At 41.0% G+C, this 16981-nt stretch carries 18 protein-coding genes; 7 read left to right on the forward strand and 11 right to left on the reverse strand.

Features of this window, described 5'->3' with window-relative positions:
- Positions 1–45: 45 nt before the first annotated feature.
- Positions 46–825, reverse strand: a complete 780-nt coding sequence (locus DC487_RS09015; protein WP_116775652.1) for a sulfite exporter TauE/SafE family protein — start codon at positions 823–825, stop codon at positions 46–48.
- Between the two features lies 1 nt (position 826).
- A complete protein-coding gene (locus DC487_RS09020) occupies positions 827–1504 on the reverse strand; it encodes an HAD family hydrolase (protein ID WP_116775653.1) in 678 nt (225 codons plus the stop codon).
- A 297-nt stretch (positions 1505–1801) separates the two neighbouring features.
- Between DC487_RS09020 and DC487_RS09025 the strand changes: the two genes are divergently transcribed.
- On the forward strand, positions 1802–2464 hold the full coding sequence (locus DC487_RS09025; RefSeq protein WP_116775654.1) for a Pr6Pr family membrane protein: 663 nt from the start codon (positions 1802–1804) through the stop codon (positions 2462–2464).
- Positions 2465–2486: 22 nt separating this feature from the next.
- Here DC487_RS09025 and DC487_RS09030 read toward each other — a convergent pair whose 3' ends face one another.
- The 3 genes from DC487_RS09030 to DC487_RS09040 all read right to left on the reverse strand — a co-directional run bounded on the left by DC487_RS09030 (position 2487) and on the right by DC487_RS09040 (position 6938).
- Positions 2487–3350 (reverse strand): DNA/RNA non-specific endonuclease, encoded by an 864-nt coding sequence (locus DC487_RS09030; protein WP_165799054.1) that lies wholly within the window; start codon positions 3348–3350, stop codon positions 2487–2489.
- A gap of 161 nt (positions 3351–3511) precedes the next feature.
- A complete protein-coding gene (locus tag DC487_RS09035) occupies positions 3512–4333 on the reverse strand; it encodes a hypothetical protein (RefSeq protein ID WP_133228478.1) in 822 nt (273 codons plus the stop codon).
- 337 nt (positions 4334–4670) lie between these two features.
- Positions 4671–6938 carry a cation:proton antiporter gene (locus tag DC487_RS09040; RefSeq protein ID WP_116775657.1) on the reverse strand — a complete coding sequence of 756 codons (2268 nt, stop codon included), beginning with the start codon at positions 6936–6938 and terminating at the stop codon, positions 4671–4673.
- A gap of 203 nt (positions 6939–7141) precedes the next feature.
- On the opposite strand from DC487_RS09040, the gene DC487_RS09045 reads away from it, so the two are divergent.
- From DC487_RS09045 to DC487_RS09065, 5 genes are all read left to right on the forward strand, one after another.
- Positions 7142–8131, forward strand: coding sequence for a 3'-5' exonuclease (locus DC487_RS09045; protein WP_116775658.1), 990 nt, complete (start codon positions 7142–7144; stop codon positions 8129–8131).
- A 15-nt stretch (positions 8132–8146) separates the two neighbouring features.
- The gene (gene trxB / locus DC487_RS09050; RefSeq protein ID WP_116775659.1) at positions 8147–9109 is read left to right on the forward strand and encodes a thioredoxin-disulfide reductase; all 963 of its coding nucleotides are present in this window, start codon (positions 8147–8149) and stop codon (positions 9107–9109) included.
- 100 nt (positions 9110–9209) lie between these two features.
- On the forward strand, positions 9210–9692 hold the full coding sequence (locus DC487_RS09055; protein WP_116775660.1) for a copper resistance protein NlpE N-terminal domain-containing protein: 483 nt from the start codon (positions 9210–9212) through the stop codon (positions 9690–9692).
- A gap of 103 nt (positions 9693–9795) precedes the next feature.
- On the forward strand, positions 9796–10845 hold the full coding sequence (gene queA, locus DC487_RS09060) for a tRNA preQ1(34) S-adenosylmethionine ribosyltransferase-isomerase QueA (protein WP_066752070.1): 1050 nt from the start codon (positions 9796–9798) through the stop codon (positions 10843–10845).
- 56 nt (positions 10846–10901) lie between these two features.
- A complete protein-coding gene (locus DC487_RS09065) occupies positions 10902–11603 on the forward strand; it encodes a 2-C-methyl-D-erythritol 4-phosphate cytidylyltransferase (protein WP_116775661.1) in 702 nt (233 codons plus the stop codon).
- On the opposite strand, the gene DC487_RS09070 is transcribed toward DC487_RS09065, so the two are convergent.
- A complete protein-coding gene (locus tag DC487_RS09070; RefSeq protein WP_116775662.1) occupies positions 11604–11756 on the reverse strand; it encodes a lmo0937 family membrane protein in 153 nt (50 codons plus the stop codon).
- Between the two features lie 90 nt (positions 11757–11846).
- The gene (locus DC487_RS09075) at positions 11847–12551 is read right to left on the reverse strand and encodes an LOG family protein (protein WP_116775663.1); all 705 of its coding nucleotides are present in this window, start codon (positions 12549–12551) and stop codon (positions 11847–11849) included.
- Positions 12552–12716: 165 nt separating this feature from the next.
- Between DC487_RS09075 and recR the strand changes: the two genes are divergently transcribed.
- Complete coding sequence (gene recR, locus DC487_RS09080) at positions 12717–13331, forward strand: recombination mediator RecR (protein WP_116775664.1); 615 nt, start codon at positions 12717–12719, stop codon at positions 13329–13331.
- A 57-nt stretch (positions 13332–13388) separates the two neighbouring features.
- Here the strand turns inward: recR and DC487_RS09085 are convergent, their stop codons facing one another.
- The 4 genes from DC487_RS09085 to fabG form a co-directional block, all read right to left on the reverse strand.
- Complete coding sequence (locus DC487_RS09085) at positions 13389–14357, reverse strand: metallophosphoesterase (protein ID WP_116775665.1); 969 nt, start codon at positions 14355–14357, stop codon at positions 13389–13391.
- Positions 14332–15096 (reverse strand): 5'-nucleotidase C-terminal domain-containing protein, encoded by a 765-nt coding sequence (locus tag DC487_RS09090; protein ID WP_116775666.1) that lies wholly within the window; start codon positions 15094–15096, stop codon positions 14332–14334. Before DC487_RS09090 ends, DC487_RS09085 begins: the two co-directional genes overlap by 26 nt.
- Positions 15097–15183: 87 nt before the next feature.
- Positions 15184–16167: an acyl transferase gene (locus DC487_RS09095; protein WP_116775667.1), complete on the reverse strand. Its 984-nt coding sequence runs from the start codon at positions 16165–16167 to the stop codon at positions 15184–15186.
- A gap of 11 nt (positions 16168–16178) precedes the next feature.
- On the reverse strand, positions 16179–16922 hold the full coding sequence (fabG, locus tag DC487_RS09100) for a 3-oxoacyl-[acyl-carrier-protein] reductase (protein WP_116775668.1): 744 nt from the start codon (positions 16920–16922) through the stop codon (positions 16179–16181).
- Positions 16923–16981 lie beyond the last annotated feature (59 nt).

The following is a 16981-nucleotide window of genomic DNA, read 5'->3' on the forward strand; positions in this document are numbered from 1 at the left end:
ATGTAATGACGTGCTAGGTGGTTCCTAGCTTTAGGAACGCTCATTTTACATGAGGATCAGCATGACCGAAGAGAAGATCACCAAACTCATGATGACCCAGCGGAAATGTTGTTCTTTGAGTACTTTTACCAGTTTAATGCCAATCAAACCGCCCAGAAGAATAAAAGGAATGGAAGTAATATTAAGTAACAGGCCTGCAATCGTAAGATTCTGCCAGACAAAGGCTTGTAATGGAATTTTGATATAATTGAGAATCATAATAAACCAAGCACCTGTTGCAACGAAAGTGAGTTTAGACATGCGTTTGGTCAGCAAATAAACGGATAGCGCAGGACCAGCCGCATTACCAATCATTGTCGAAAAACCGACGATAAAGCCAAATAGTGGCGAATACCATTTTTTAGCGACAAGCTCTTTTGTGCTTTCTTCTGTTTGTCGAGAAGACCATAGCATGATACCCACACCAACGAGAATGCAGATTCCCATGGCTAATTTAAATATGCGGTCATCAATGCTATTTCCCAATGCTAAACCAGCCAACAAGCCAACTAATGCAGAGGGCAATAACTTCGTGACTTCGGACCAAATCAGTGATTTTCGGTAGTAAATTACTGCGGTGAGATCTGCCATACATAGCATAATAAGTACAATACCCGTGGAATATTTAGCGCCGAATAATAACGCAAAAAATGGCACAGACACGGTGCCAATATTTTGTATTCCGGTCTTCGACATCCCGATCAACACGGCGCATACTAAGTATAAAAACCAAGCTTGTGGAGTAGGGAGCAACTGTAAAGCTGTTTCCCAAGCAGCGTCCAACATGTTATTTCAATAAAGATTTCACCGTCGCGGCATTGATATCTCTATAATCTCTAATGTAGGCAGCGCACGGCGGCAATTCTTCTTTTTTGTGTGAGGTAAGTACACCTGTCACTTTCATTCCGGCGGAATTACCAGCGGTAACTCCTGAAAAAGAGTCTTCGAAAACCATGGCATTTTGTACGGGTACGCCAAGCGCTTCTGCTGACTTTAAATATACTTCAGGGTGCGGTTTGTGCAATTTCACATCCTCGCTAGAAAGGGTGGATTGGAAAAGATTGCGAATACCCAACGCATCCAATACCAAATCCATATTCGCCTGTGGTGCAGAAGTGGCTACGCCAAGCAAAAAATCATGCTTCTTTAAGTCATTTAGGAAGTCTACCAAACCGAATACTGGCGTAGCTACCGTTTTATAAATCTCCCTAAACATCCCTTCTTTTTCTTGTTCTAATTTCGCGATCTCCTGTGGTGAAAGTGGTTTGCCGAAGAAGTGCTGCATAATATAGCTATTGTGCTTGCCATACATGTGTTGCTCAAATGCTTCCTGTGTATAGGCTACTTGGTATTTATCAAAAAAAGATTCGAAAGCTTTAGCGTGGAAAGGATTGGTATCGGCGATAACGCCATCCATATCAAAGATGACGGCATATTTATTAGAAGATGTAGTTTCTGATGACATGCAATTTAGTTTTTAATTCTATCGAATAATCTTGTCTATATCATAACCGCTTGTGTACAAAAATCCGTTCACTGCGGCGTCAAAGAAGTCGAGCAAAGATAGGGCTATTTGCCGCAATATTATAATAGATAGGATGTTGAGCAATAGATTTTGGAAAAGTCTTTTATCTATCTTCTTTTGGCACGTTGCTATTTGTGAAAACAACGATTAAAGCTATTTAGGATTTAGGTAGAATCAATTTCTACGGTTTTTCTCTTTCGAAAATGATATCTTGTAATCTGATAAATAGTAACTACCATGAATCAGAACTCAAATGATGCACCAATGAAATGGTCTAACGCCATCATATTACTGCTTATGGCTCTACTCACAATATTTGCAATCAGCCCTTGCTCGGCTTGGAGCTTAGATCGAAATTCACATGCTTATGGGTGGAATTTATTTAGCTATTTTACCATCCAGAGTAATATTTTAGCTGTTATTACTTATTTGATTGCCGCGCTGTACATCTTCAAACGGCAACCCGCCGCCAACTGGTTTCGCTATTTGCGTGGTGGAGCCGTTTTGTATATGACCATAACTGGTCTGGTCGCGGCAACACTCTTGCAAGGCGCTGAGGTGAATACTACACCAGATACATTTGATTGGAAAAACTTTGTACTCCACGAATTAGGGCCGCTTTTTATTGTATTGTGGTGGTTGATGTGGCCATCTAAATCTGCAACAACTTCTCGCCAAGCACTTATCTGGTTAATATTTCCACTAATGTGGACGTTTTATACATTTATTCGCGCGCAAATGACAGGTTGGTATCCGTATCCCTTTCTTAATCCTGAAAGAGTAGGAGGTTGGAGTGGGGTAGCGATTTATGTACTTGCTATCACCATCGGTTTTGTCGTCATTTCGCAGCTCATTGCATGGATTAGTCGTATGCGTGCTAATAATCATACGTTTTATTAATCACCACTACATGCATGTTCAACTACGCAGCATTGCTTAATACATTTTTAAGCCTATTTTGTGCACCTGAAGATAAGGTAGATAAAAAATTGTATCCCGTTTTGCTTTCCAGTTCACGGATCGTGACACGATAATCTTGCCAATTCGCCTCGACGGTGTTCAGGTTAGGTGTGTCAATCGCGATAATTTCCGCCTGACCATTTTCAATTCTAAGCAGATCGTTTGCTCCAACGGGCAATATTACTGCTATTTTGTATACGTTCGATGGTACTGTAACTCTTCCTTGATCTATAGTTAAAGCTCCTCCATTTGTACCTGTACCGCCGCGGCCATAAGAACCCATGATAATATAAATTTCGTTTCCCTGATTTACTCTTGTACGCAAATAATTCTCAAAATTATTCCATACACCCTGATTATTACGGGGTGCTTGTGGAATCATATTGACCATAAGAAATACAGAAGAATTGGCAGCGATAGAGCTTAACCTATCTGCTGACGGACAATTGTGTCCGCGATCGAATCCAGAGTTGGTGTAACTTGTTGTAAGTACTGTATACCAATTGGCGGGCAAACCAGAATAACCAGCAAAATTATCTTGACGCGATACATTAGTGGCCATAGAGTTGCGGTCTAGGTACCAGCTTACCCAATTTGGTGTTCCTCTATTGGCGTTATAGGAGATCGTATAATATTTCAGATCGATCAAATAGTTGGTGTTGAAGACGACAGAAGATTGCGCGTTGGATGGATTTCCAAGATATAGATTGCTATTTTCCCCACTCGAAGGCTGGGCATCAGGCCCTGCGATAGGTCCGGGTCTAACATTACGCGGTTCAGTGATTATACCCTCTGATGTGCTGAGAATTGTATCTTTACAAGACACAAATAGGGTTAAAACAAGAAAGAGTATTGAGAAATAGTTTATTATATGATTTATCATATTAGGTATGTTTATTTCTGCAAATATTAATATTTTTCTCAAAAAAATATATATATTACTAGTTAATTAACGATATCATAATATAAAGTTTTTGCTACATAATTCTAACTCATGTATCTGTTATAAATTGTCAGAAATTGTTTTCCGGCATATTCTGCTACTTCAGCTGTCTTATAGGTGAGTCTTACTCCGCTTCCTGCGCTCTTCCCACCAAAAACGTAAGAATAACCTTTAGGTGTGCGTACCGAGTAGAAATATGGGAAATAGGTGCGTTCGTCATGAATAGCATATTCTGAGTTTTCACAAGTATTAAGTGCTTTTGATATAATACGCAACTGCATGTACGCATATACGTCATCTGGTAAAGATTTATGTTCGATATGAAACGTATTTTCATTTAGCCCAAGAGCTTCACAGGCATTTTTAAAGGTTTTGATCTCCGTATAATCTTTAAAAGTTTTCTTTTTTGAAGTGACGTTTAAAGGCTGCGAAAGTTTGGCTCCATTAATATATCGATAATAAATGTCAATGAACTGTCTACCGATATAAGCCGCCTTTTCTGATGTTTCAATACAGAGTCGAGACCCCACAAATGCACCAGCACTACCATAACCAAAGTCGCAATAGCTAAATCCCAGAGAAGAATGGATGGATGTAAACCACGGATAATACCAAAATTCACCGAGCTCATTACCTTGTCTTACTGCTTGGCAAATCACTTCAAGTTCTTTGTAAGCTTTTTGTGCATCGTCATCAAAGGCAGTTCGTTGCTCAAAAGATGCAGTAGTTTCGCCAAGATAGGCTAAGGCATCCTCTAATGTTTTTATATCAGTATAGGAAATAGACTGTAACATAGCACGTTGAATTTGCTGTGGAGTCAAATCAATCTCTACATCCTTTCCCTTATAATTAATTTTTTGTTTCATCTGATGGATGGTTAGTGTGTAATGTGTATTATTCAGATAATTGTACATTTATAAGCCACATATTTATAATATTTTGAGTGTGGCATACTAATCTATCCACTCATACAGACAGGGATACATCAGTAAATATTGACAAAACAGCTTCTAATTATTTGAGAAATTAATTATTGTTTTAATTTAATTTATAACGTAATTTACAAATTCTCTTAATCGTGAAGTATCCCCATTTTTTGCTATATTTCAATGGGGTAGATGATGAACTATTATCGCAGGGGAAACCTGACCATGTTGCAGGTGCAATGGTTTTGTGGAATACCAATATATTTAGATATCGGATTTATCGTATTATACGATCACGTATGACTAGTTCGGAAGAGGGGTCTATTGATAGATTTCTTTTTTGCTGCAATAAAGTTTCCCAACTCACTAGACTGATTAAGATCAGTCGATCTTTTAATAATTTTTCGTGACCAATAGATTCGCCCGAAAAAATATCAATCCGCTGATGACAGGTTGGATTTTGACTTCTAACTTCGCCTACTAAATCTACCTCTACGAATTGCGCATCCACGTCCCATAAGATTAGCCGTGCTTCTGGATTACCGCCAATAAGCTTATTGACGTAGTCAAGTAAGAATAAGTCTTCTTTGAAAAAGATGGGCATCACTACCTGATCTATTTTTTCCAGACCTTTATCAATCAATACCCCCACAGGAATGTCTACTTTGGATAGCAAGCGATTGGTACGCTCATAGAATTTACTGCTGTATACACCAATTTTGCTGGCAAACAATTTTTCTGGATGTATGATGTGGGAGGTAAAGCCAATGATTTTTCCTAATAAACTGCCTTCATATATCGATTCACTGGTACCGATTAAGAGCATGTCATACTGACCAGTTTCTACCTCATCCACAATCTCGTGATCAATATCACTCGAAATTCGGAATAAGGTCTTAATCGGCCTTTTCAACACTCTGCTATCGTCGAGTATTTTACGGAAGCATTCTGTTTCCTGTTCCTCCACTTCATAATGATGCAGTTCATTCGCAGGCGATACATGCAATGCAGCGACTTGACACTTTTCTGGAGTGCCAGCTGTCAAGGCATTGGACAAACGTAATAACGCTTGTCCAGATTCCGTTTTACCGAAACTAAATAAGATATTGAATTGGCTTTCGATTTTTTCAACGAAAGTTGGTTTTGCTTTATCGCGGAAGATCCAATTAATAAGATCTAAAGCTGGGCCAGTCATAAATGTTGTCACCAAAGCCATCACGACCATCATCGAAAACAATTCGGCAGATAACACACTCAAATCATATCCGATATTGAGCACTACCAATTCCATTAACCCACGCGTATTCATCAGCGCACCAATGCTCAGACTATCTTTCCAACCTTGCCCCATAAAACGAGCGGCCAAAGCGCTACCGACAAATTTACCGACAACGGCAACTAAAATGATCAAGCCGGTAATCAGCCATAGCGATGGATCATTCAATAAACCAATTTGTGTACGCAAACCGGTAAATACAAAGAACAAAGGCAGTAACAATACTAAGGCTACGTCTTCTATTTTCTCGATAAATAGATTGCGAAATTTATTGTTTTCTGGCATAATAGCACCCGCCATAAATGCACCAAACAAAGCGTGAATACCAATCACTTCGGTCGTGTAAGCCGAAAGAATCAACATCAGAAAAAAGATAGCTACCACAGGTTTGCTCAACGTTTCTTTGGTCGAATTGACTTGACCAATTCGCTGGAAGAAAGGTCGCACAATCTTAATCATGGTCAAAACATAGGCTAATGCCAAGCCAATGGTATATAGTGCTGATACAAAAGAACCTGCCTTTACGATTGCAATCACGACTGCTAAAATACACCAAGCGGTAATATCATCTGCAGCAGCACAGGTAATCACGACAGTGCCCAAGCGCGTTTTCTGCAAACCACGCTCTTGTACGATCCGCGCCAATACCGGAAATGCCGTAATGCTCATGGCAATACCTATAAAAAGACTATAAGACAAGAACTGTACATTTTGTGGTGCATGATTTTCGTACAGGAAATACGCCAAGCCGATACCTAATGTAAAGGGTAACATAATACTCGCATGGCTGATGACCACGGCGTCATGCGCTTTATTACGCAAAACATGAAGATCCAATTCCATCCCTACAATAAACATGAATAGGATCAGGCCGATCTGGCTCAAGAATTGCAAGTTGCCCAATGATTGCGCAGGAAATAGCGCAGAAAAAAAATCTGGAAAGAAAAGACCCAATAAGGAAGGTCCTAAGATAATTCCAGCCAGCATTTCGCCAATCACGACCGGTTGCTTAATTTTTACACAAATCCATCCGAATAATCTGGCGGTCAATATAATAGCAACTATTTGGATGAGTAAGATTGATAGCGGATATTGTAAACTTTCTTTCAGCGATTCGACAAAATCAGCCCAAGCGCCGTTTTCTGAAGTCGGGATGAGTACATCTCTTCCAGATTCTAAGGCACTCCCTTGCTGGATGATCCAGTACATAAAGAAGCTAAAGAAAATAACTATGGCAATATAGAAAACTGTCGAACGTAAGTTTTTCATGAAACTCGCTTATCAATAAATTTTTGGATAATTCCATCCCAAGAATACGAATTAAATGTTAATCAGAGCGTCATTGATTTTCAAATTCACGTAAAATCTATCTGTCATTACGTATAAAAGCAGCACATAGCAGCACAAGTGTTGGTCAAGCAGACAGATGTTTCGTACCTTTGTAATGAAATTTTACATTTGTACATATCATCATGGAATTGAACTTACGCCGTCCGTTGGCATTTTTTGATTTAGAAACTACCGGAGTCAATATCGCTACCGATAGAATCGTAGAAATTGCCATTCTTAAGGTACTGCCTGGTGGCGGTGAAGAAGTGTTGGCCATGCGTGTGAATCCGAAACGTCCGATTCCTGCCGAGTCCACCTTTTTTCACGGAATCCGTGATGAAGATGTAAAAGATCTAAAAGGATTTGATGAGATCGGGCAGGAGGTAGCCGATTTTATTGGTGATGCCGATTTGGCTGGCTACAACTCCAACAAATTTGATGTGCCGATGTTGATGGAAGAATTCTTGCGTGCGAAGATTCCCTTTTCATTAGAAGGTCGTGCTTTTGTAGATGTACAGAATATTTTCCACCAGATGGAGCAGCGTACCTTAAAAGCAGCGTACAAATTCTATTGCCAAGAGGATTTGACGAATGCACATACTGCTGAGGCCGATGTACGCGCAACCTATTCGGTGCTGAAAGCACAATTGGATAAATACGAAGGCGTAGCTTTTGAAAATAAAGAAGGTGAAGTATCTACGCCGGTAGTCAATGATGTAGAAGCGCTACATCAGTTTACCAATCTTAGCAAGCCAGTGGATTTTGCAGGTCGATTGGTCTATGATCAAGATGGCGATCCAACTATCAATTTTGGTAAGCACAAAGGCAAGAAGGTTGTCGATGTATTTGAAGTAGAACCAAGTTACTATGCGTGGATGCAAAACGGCGATTTCCCCCTATACACTAAAAAGGTACTGGAAAATATCTGGAATGAATACCGCAATGCACGCAAGGAACAAAAGGCTGCCGCGCCAAAGAATACAGAGGCAGCACAAACGGCTAATCGCCCTACTGCGGATGCCAAAACCAAAGTAGAGCGTGCAAACGTACCACAATACAAGAAAAAGGAAAAAGCGGCTCCCGTCACTTCCGACATGTTGAAAGCCTTACAAGGCAAATTTGGAAAAGAATAATAGCATACATTACATATGGAAACCAAACAAGAAATAGAACACGTACCTTGCCTGATTATTGGTTCAGGACCTGCGGGATATACCGCTGCAATATACGCTGCACGTGCAGATTTAAAACCGGTAATCTATACCGGAATGGTACCGGGTGGACAGTTGACACAAACAACTGAAGTAGATAATTTTCCGGGATATCCACAAGGAATAACTGGCCCTGTGATGATGGAAGATTTGCGTGCTCAAGCCGAGCGTTTTGGCACACAGGTGCGTTTTGGATACGTCAACAAAGTAGATTTCTCTACTGATGGCGGCGTTCATACTGTTGAAATTGATAATACAAAAACAGTTACCGCAGATACGGTGATTATCTCTACAGGTGCTACTGCCAAATGGTTGGGTCTAGATTCGGAGCAAAAATATAATGGTTTTGGTGTTTCGGCCTGTGCCGTGTGTGACGGGTTTTTCTTCAAAGAACAGGATGTAGCGATCGTTGGCGCTGGGGATACCGCTGCCGAAGAAGCGACTTACTTAGCAAAATTATGTAAGAAAGTACACATGTTGGTACGTCGTGACGAGTTTAGAGCTTCCAAAGCGATGGTGCACCGCGTGCTCAACACACCCAATATCGAAGTACACTATAACTCGGAAGCGCAAGAAGTATTGGGTGACGGGCAAGTAGTTACGGGATTACGCGTTATCAACAATGTTTCTCAAGAAGTCAAAGATCTAGATATTACAGGATTTTTCGTTGCGATTGGGCATACACCAAACACCGACTTATTTAAAGGAATTTTGGATATGGACGAGACCGGCTATCTCATTACAAAACCTGATGCCACGGCTACCAATATCCCCGGTGTATTTGCTTGTGGTGATGTGCAAGATCATGTGTATCGCCAAGCGATCACGGCAGCTGGTACAGGTTGTATGGCCGCATTAGAAGCCGAACGTTATTTAGCGGCCAAAGAAGTTTTTGCATAGAACTTTCATGGCTTAGCCAAACAAAATCAAAAAAGCGTCGTTTCCCTTAAAAGAAACGACGCTTTTTGCGTTTCCATATCACACTCATTAATATACGAATATGAAATCATTACTATTTATGTTGCCATTGGCTCTGGCCATATCCTGTACATCGGCTAATAAAAATAAAGCTGAATCAAATGATGGACCAGAAGTAAATCCAGCGATAGATTCGCTTCATGCGGCGAGCAACTTTTTAGATTGGCCTGGTAATTACAAAGGTACCATACCCGGAGACGGTAAAGATAGCACGATCATGGAAGTAACTATTAATCGGGATAATACCTTCGCGGTGAAAGTAAATAAGAATGCTGGAGCGGAAATGGTTGAAGATAAGGGAGAAATCAAATGGGAGAGCAATGAGACTTATGTCGTGCTGAAAGGCACCAAAGTTGATTATTCTTTTCGTTTAGGGGATGATGAAATAACCTTCTTGGATAATCCGGAAAATGTATCTGAAACAGCAACTCCGCAAGAATACCGATTGGTGAAACAGCAGGAATATGCGACGCATGATAAACATCAGCGTTTTCCAACAGAATAGGGTAAGTTAAGTGACCAATAAATTCTATAAAATTGTGTAACTTTGCCCTTATTTTTAGAAGCGTAGCTCTGTAGGCCGCGTGGACTTAATTTTTTGAAAAACGATGAAATTATCTCAATTTAACTTTGATCTACCTGAATCGCTCTTGGCGTCAGAGCCTAGCGAAAACCGTGACGAATCCAGATTAATGGTTCTTCACCGCGAAACAGGACAGATCGAGCATAAGATCTTTAAGGACGTATTAGACTATTTTGATGACAAAGATGTCATGATCCTAAACAATACAAAGGTGTTTCCAGCACGTATGTATGGTAACAAGGAGAAAACAGGCGCTACGATTGAAGTATTCTTATTACGTGAGTTGAATAAAGAACTTCGTTTGTGGGATGTTTTAGTAGATCCAGCACGTAAGATTCGCGTAGGTAATAAGTTGTACTTCGGTGAAGACGATTTGTTAGTAGCAGAGGTGGTTGACAATACTACATCACGTGGCCGTACTATCCGCTTTTTGTTTGATGGCACGGATGAAGAATTTCGTCGTAACATCGAGATCTTGGGTGAAACACCATTACCTAAATACATCACGCGTAAAGCTACTCCAGAAGATAAATACCGTTACCAAACAATCTACGCGAAGAATGAAGGCGCTGTAGCTGCACCAACGGCAGGTTTGCACTTTTCTCGCGAATTGATGAAACGTCTGGAATTGAAAGGTATTGATTTCGCTGAAATTACATTACACGTAGGTCTAGGTACTTTCCGTACGGTAGAGGTAGAAGATTTGACCAAGCACAAGATGGATTCCGAGCAAATCATCATCACGGATGAAGCGGCTCGCATCGTGAACAAAGCTATTGATGGCAAAAGACGTGTATGTGCTGTAGGTACGACATCTATGCGTGCTATTGAATCTGCTGTATCTGCCGATAAACACTTAAAAGCGAGTGATGATTGGACTAGTAAATTTATCTATCCACCATACGATTTTAGCATCGCGAATTCGATGATTACGAACTTCCATACGCCAGAATCTACACTTTTGGTGATGATCGCAGCGTTCGCTGGATATGAAAACACGATGAGAGCATATGAAGTAGCTGTCAAAGAGAAATACCGTTTCTATAGCTATGGAGACGCGATGTTGATTATCTAAATCAACAAAATAATAATAACTTTGAGCGTGAGTACTATTCGACTTGCGCTTTTTTTATGTCCGAAAAGTTTGTCATCATTGTTGCAGGTGGGGTGGGTTCACGCATGAATAGCACCCTGCCAAAGCAATTTCATCTGTTGGGAAATTTGCCCGTATTAATGCATACGATTCGCCGCTTCGCGCAGGCAGATTTGGGATTGCGTATCGTAGTAGTCTTATCGGCGGGCATGCAAACCTTTTGGGAGGAGTTATGTGTAAAACATCATTTCACCGAAAATCACCACGTTGTTGCAGGTGGCAGCACGCGTTTCCAATCGGTGCGAAACGGACTAAATTATATTCAAGAAAATTTTACGAGTGAACAGCTGAATCAGGCAAAAATTGCTGTGCACGATGGTGCACGACCTCTAGTATCATCAACGTTAATTCAGAATTTATTCGCGGCGGCGAATGAATTACAGGCGGTAATTCCTGCTGTGCAGAGTACCAATAGCATTCGCATTGGTAACAAGGAAAGGAGTGAGATTACAGATCGTGATCACGTGTGGCAAGTACAGACTCCACAGGTTTTTGCTGCACATTTACTTTTTGAAGGTTATAAACAAGAGGAGGACCGTAGCTTTACAGATGATGCTTCGGTGGTAGAAAAAATGGGCAATATCGTTCGGATTTTAGAAGGTGATCATTTCAATTTGAAAATAACACATCCTGAAGACCTCGATATTGCCCAAGTATACTTGGATAAACTATTTACTTAGTTACGCATTGCCTCGTATTACACGTAAAAGTACCACGATGATTGCGATAACTAATAGGGCGTGAATGATTCCGCCTGTGGCATATCCGCCTAAAAAGCTAATTGCCCAAATAATAACTAAAATTACTGCGATTAAATACAATATGTTTCCCATAGTGATTGATGTTTAATAAAACTTTTGTTCGTTTAAATGTATCTTATCAACAAATAATCACCACATAGGTTTTTGAAGAATTGCAAAAATCTAAAAATTGGGTTTAAGCAGATACTTATCGTAAAACCTACAAATATGTTCTACCGCTTCTTCAGCTGTATCTACCATACGATATAGGTTCAGGTCTTCTTCGCTAATGTAGTGGTTGCCCAACATCGTCTTCTGAATCCAGTCGAACAGGCCCGACCAGTACTCGCTGCCCACCATCACAATAGGGAAACGGGCAATTTTACCCGTTTGAATTAAGGTGATCGCTTCGAAAAGCTCATCCATCGTGCCAAATCCTCCCGGCATCACAATGTATCCCTGCGAGTACTTCATAAACATAACTTTGCGTACAAAGAAGTAGTTGAATTCCAGTAGCTTGTCACGGTCAATATATTTATTGTGAAACTGCTCAAAAGGCAATTCAATGTTTAATCCTACCGATTTTCCACCAGCTTCGTAAGCACCTTTGTTAGCAGCCTCCATAATACCAGGGCCACCGCCAGAAATGACACCATAACCACGTTCGGCAAGCAATCCTGCAATGTCTACCGCCAATTTATAGTATTGATGATCGCTTGGTGTACGTGCTGATCCAAAAATAGACACACAAGGTCCAATTTTAGCTAATTTCTCGAATCCGTCTACGAATTCGGACATAATTTTAAATATTTGCCAAGAGTCTTTTACTTTAATTTCTTGCCAAGTTTTGTTCGCGAAGGAACGGCTTATTCTATCGTCATTTGCCATAAAAAATATCGAAATCTCGCTTTATAATCTATAATTCCATTTTTTTTGTCATGCTTGTTCGCCCGACATAAGCAATATAAGTATTTTCGTTGTCATTAAAAAAGAACGCTGATTACCTTTTTTACGCGAAGCGCAGATATGTATTTTTCTTTCGTAAATTTGTGCATGCATTTCTCGTCTAAACTATTGGAGCAGGCCGTGGAAGAGTTTGGAAAGTTGCCCGGCGTGGGTAAAAAGACGGCTTTACGCTTGGTGTTACATCTACTCAAACAATCTAAGGAAGACGTCAACCGTTTTTCTCAAGCCTTTACGCAGTTGAAGGAACATATAAAATATTGTAAACACTGTTTTAACATCTCTGATACAGATACTTGCGAGATCTGCCAATCTCCGAAAAGGGATCGCACAACGATCTGTGTGGTCGAAGATACACGCGATGTCATGGCCATCGAAAACACCAATCAGTATCAAGGTGTATATCATGTATTAGGCGGATTGATCTCCCCGATGGATGGCGTAGGACCTGCAGATTTGCGCATCGATGGATTGGTGGATCGTGTACGGCAGGGAGATATCAAGGAAGTGATCTTAGCGCTCAGTGCTACGATGGAAGGTGATACCACGATTTTTTATCTCTATCGCAAACTGCAAGAATTTTCGATCGAAGTATCTACGATCGCACGCGGTATTGCCTTTGGTGGAGAGCTGGAATATGTGGATGAAGTGACATTAGGACGCTCCATCATGACCCGCGTACCTTATGAGCGTAAAGTGGGTTAATAAAAATAGGCCAACAACAAAAATGGCGGTGATTCTAAAAAATCACCGCCATTTTTACTAGCTCCACATCTGCTGATCTTCGCGCAAGCTCGGATCAACCGTATAATGCTGAGCTATATAGCGCTTGTTACCGCTTTTCTTATCAAAATAATAATCAATCCGACCCAGATTCACGCCGCCATATCCCATTTGGTTTACCAACGTGATTTCGCCATCCAGATTTTTTACTTCTGTCGGTTTGTCTAAGAAAGTATGCGTATGTCCGCCGATGATCAAGTCAATTCCGCGAGTTTGCGAAGCCATCACCAAATCAGAAACCTGATCCGTCTTGTATTCGTATCCGATGTGCGATAGGCAGATCACCATATCACATTTTTCTACGCTACGTAATTTTTTGCTCAAACGGTTAGCTACTGGTATCGGATCTAAATATTTAACGCCCTTGTGATTATTCGGATCTACCATGCCGTCGAGCTTAATCCCGACTGCAAAGATGCCGATTTTCAAGCCTGACCGTTCTAGAATGATATATTCCTTTGTTTTTCCTGCTAGGATGGTGTCACTAAAATCATAATTTGAGGTAATGAAAGGGAAATTAGCCTTGTCAAAATGCTTGAGCAAACCTGTCAATCCATTATCAAACTCATGATTGCCAAAAGTACCGGCATCATAAGCCATTTTGGACATTAGTTCCAGCTCTACTTTTCCTTCAAATAGATTAAAGTAGGGTGTGCCTTGAAACATATCCCCAGCATCAAGCAGGAGCACATTCTGCTCTTCTTGGCGGATTTTTTTCAATAACGTACTCCGTCTGGCCACACCGCCTAAACCTTGCAGGCGCGATCCATCCATAGGGAATGGTTCAATACGGCTATGCACATCATTAGTATGCAGTATTGTCAGTTTGATTTCTTTGCCGCGATTTCCTTGGCCGAAGGTCGGTAAGGTACCCAAAGTTGCTAATGCGCCTAGCGCACCTGCTTTCTTGATGAAGCTGCGTCTATTGTACAATGATAATTCTTTCATCGCGTTGTGCATTAATTTGTTTTCCTTGTTTGCTTAGAGATTCTATGTAGGCGATCAATCCTTCTCGTACACGAGTGGGCGTATCTACTCTTTTAACGGGCGTAGCAATACCTTCAATATTATCACCACCGTTAGCTAGGTAATCATAAGTGACCAATTTATAGGTTTTATTTTTGTCTACTGGTTTGTCCTGTATTTTCATCGACACGAGTTGCTGATCTTTGATCGTGACCGACATTCCGGCGACCGGTTGTCCGTTGGTCTTCGCAATGAATTTACCAAGCGCTAAAAGGTCCTCTCCGCTCAACGTAAGTACCGTAATGGAATTCTCAAAGGGCATCAACTCAAACACTTTACCGACTTGAATATCTCCCTGCGCTATGTCTACTCGAATCCCACCTTGGGTGCCCAATGAGCAGGAAACTTCCGGATCTAGTTGCTGGCCAAGCGCTAATAAAGCATCTGCAAAGAAATTACCCGCCAAGCTCTGTCCGTTCACAGTAGATCGCGGCAACATTTGTGCAGTTTGGCCAATGACCGTATCCATTTGCGCTTGCAAGCGTTGTTTGTAGGGCGCAATGTAATTGGTGAAACTTGAATCGGGTTCTATATGCTGATCGATCGCTAGTTTGGTGGGTTGATAGTTGTTCTTTTGCCAATGTGTGGTCTTACACGCGCCGAAAGCGAATAATAGAGCAGCACTACAAGGCCAAATAGATCTAAACGAAATATATGTCATACTAAATGGTAATACGAGGCAAAACTATTAAGAATTATCGAAACAGTAGGCTATCGTCCTATTATTTTTACGATAAGTTAGGGGGAACTATTGCACCAGTAAATTGCAACCGCGAATGTCACTATGGTCGAATCTGCCTAAAATTTCGAACTGACCATCGGAATGCAATTTGCCTAAATCTTGGGTAGCGATAAAGGCACAGGAAAGTGTGTTGGCAAGATCTATGATATTGATCGCGCCTGTCTGACGATTTTGTAACAAGGTGAGTGGATCATTGGTGTCGCGCATTAACACTTTCATCCATGGAGGAGTTTGAAAGATTCCGTTTTGCTTTGCATAAGCCTGACTAAGCAGTTCGGTCATTCCGTATTCGGAATGCACATGCGATACACCAAAACCCGCTCGCAGTAGATCGTGTAATTCTGTCCGAATCAGCTCACGACGGCGACCTTTCATTCCGCCGGTCTCCATCACAATCAAATCCGGAAATTCAATCGGATAGGCATCAATAAAATCGAGTAGGGCGTAAGTCACACCGAACAGCATTGTTTTTATGCCTTTTTCCTTTAGCGTAGTAAGCGTTTCAAATAAGGCTTGATGATCATATAGGAAATAGCCGCTTTCTGGTACTTGGCTTTGAGAAATAAGATCGTTGACCATATAGATCAGCGAAGATCCTTCGCGTTCTTGATAGGATGGCAACAAAGCTAGAATGGCCATCTCGGATGGATCACCATAAAACCGCTGAAATGCTTGATTGTAACTTTGCTCGTAGAACGAAGGGTGAGCCACCAAGTGCTTACTGGTTACAGATCCGGTCGTCCCTGAGCTCGTAAAAGTGATTTGAGGATTTTGTCCTTCCGCGATCACTTCTTGCGTTTTAAAAAACTCAATGGGTAGAAATGGGATGTCTGTGTAATGTTGGACATCAGACACATTTCTACCCAGATAAGCTATATATCGCTTGTAAATAGCGACATGATTTGCCTGGAAGCGAAAAACAGCTAGCGCTTGCGCATTGAATGCTTCTTCGTCACGGATGGTGAATATAGCGTCTGCTTCCGGCAACATTTCTTTATATTTTATAACATACCGCCGTCTACTGCCAATACTTGGCCGTTGACGTAGCTGGATAAGTCTGAAGCCAAAAACAAACATGCATTTGCTACTTCTTCGGTTTCGCCGGCACGTTTCATTGGTATGCCAGCTTCCCATCCTGAAACCACTTTTTCATCCAAAATATCGGTCATTTCCGTGCGGATAAATCCAGGAGCGATCACATTGGTACGTATATTACGTGAACCTAATTCTTTTGCAATTGATTTAGAAAAACCGATGATACCCGCTTTAGAAGCAGCGTAATTTGACTGTCCCGCATTGCCTTGAATACCGACTACCGAGCTCATGTTGATGATAGATCCTTTGCGACTTTTCATCATCACTTTTGTAGCCGCTTTGGTCACATTGAAGACCGATTTAAGGTTGATGTCGATGACGTCATTCCACGCATCTTCGCCCATACGCATGAGCAATCCATCTTTAGTAATACCTGCATTGTTAACTACAATGTCCAACGAACCAAAGTCTGTCATGATATCAGCAATTAATTGTTCTGCTTCATCAAATTTAGAGGCATCTGAACGATAACCTTTGACCTGCGTTCCATTTTCCTGTAAGGCAACTTCCAAAGCTTGTCCTTTTTCTACTGAAGAAAGGTACGTGAATGCCACGTTGGCCCCGTGCTGTGCGAATACCTCAGCGATTTTACGGCCTATTCCTTTTGAAGCGCCAGTTATTAATGCGGTTTTACCTGCAAGTAGTTTCATGTATTAAGATCTTTATTTAGTTGTTTTGCATAGATTAAACGCCAGAAGTAGTTTAAAAT

Origin of the sequence: Sphingobacterium corticibacter, assembly GCF_003076635.1 — a bacterium.
GTDB classification, from domain to species: domain Bacteria; phylum Bacteroidota; class Bacteroidia; order Sphingobacteriales; family Sphingobacteriaceae; genus Sphingobacterium; species Sphingobacterium corticibacter.

Coding starts and splice junctions, on each gene's coding strand:
- recR (WP_116775664.1), top strand. CDS start 12,717: ATGCATTTCTCGTCTAAACTATTGGAGCAGGCCGTGGAAGAGTTTGGA.
- DC487_RS09095 (WP_116775667.1), bottom strand. CDS start 16,167: ATGTTGCCGGAAGCAGACGCTATATTCACCATCCGTGACGAAGAAGCA.
- DC487_RS09025 (WP_116775654.1), top strand. CDS start 1,802: ATGAATCAGAACTCAAATGATGCACCAATGAAATGGTCTAACGCCATC.
- DC487_RS09070 (WP_116775662.1), bottom strand. CDS start 11,756: ATGGGAAACATATTGTATTTAATCGCAGTAATTTTAGTTATTATTTGG.
- DC487_RS09090 (WP_116775666.1), bottom strand. CDS start 15,096: ATGACATATATTTCGTTTAGATCTATTTGGCCTTGTAGTGCTGCTCTA.
- DC487_RS09045 (WP_116775658.1), top strand. CDS start 7,142: ATGGAATTGAACTTACGCCGTCCGTTGGCATTTTTTGATTTAGAAACT.
- DC487_RS09035 (WP_133228478.1), bottom strand. CDS start 4,333: ATGAAACAAAAAATTAATTATAAGGGAAAGGATGTAGAGATTGATTTG.
- DC487_RS09040 (WP_116775657.1), bottom strand. CDS start 6,938: ATGAAAAACTTACGTTCGACAGTTTTCTATATTGCCATAGTTATTTTC.
- trxB (WP_116775659.1), top strand. CDS start 8,147: ATGGAAACCAAACAAGAAATAGAACACGTACCTTGCCTGATTATTGGT.
- DC487_RS09055 (WP_116775660.1), top strand. CDS start 9,210: ATGAAATCATTACTATTTATGTTGCCATTGGCTCTGGCCATATCCTGT.
- DC487_RS09085 (WP_116775665.1), bottom strand. CDS start 14,357: ATGAAAGAATTATCATTGTACAATAGACGCAGCTTCATCAAGAAAGCA.
- fabG (WP_116775668.1), bottom strand. CDS start 16,922: ATGAAACTACTTGCAGGTAAAACCGCATTAATAACTGGCGCTTCAAAA.
- DC487_RS09020 (WP_116775653.1), bottom strand. CDS start 1,504: ATGTCATCAGAAACTACATCTTCTAATAAATATGCCGTCATCTTTGAT.
- DC487_RS09075 (WP_116775663.1), bottom strand. CDS start 12,551: ATGGCAAATGACGATAGAATAAGCCGTTCCTTCGCGAACAAAACTTGG.
- queA (WP_066752070.1), top strand. CDS start 9,796: ATGAAATTATCTCAATTTAACTTTGATCTACCTGAATCGCTCTTGGCG.
- DC487_RS09015 (WP_116775652.1), bottom strand. CDS start 825: ATGTTGGACGCTGCTTGGGAAACAGCTTTACAGTTGCTCCCTACTCCA.
- DC487_RS09065 (WP_116775661.1), top strand. CDS start 10,902: ATGTCCGAAAAGTTTGTCATCATTGTTGCAGGTGGGGTGGGTTCACGC.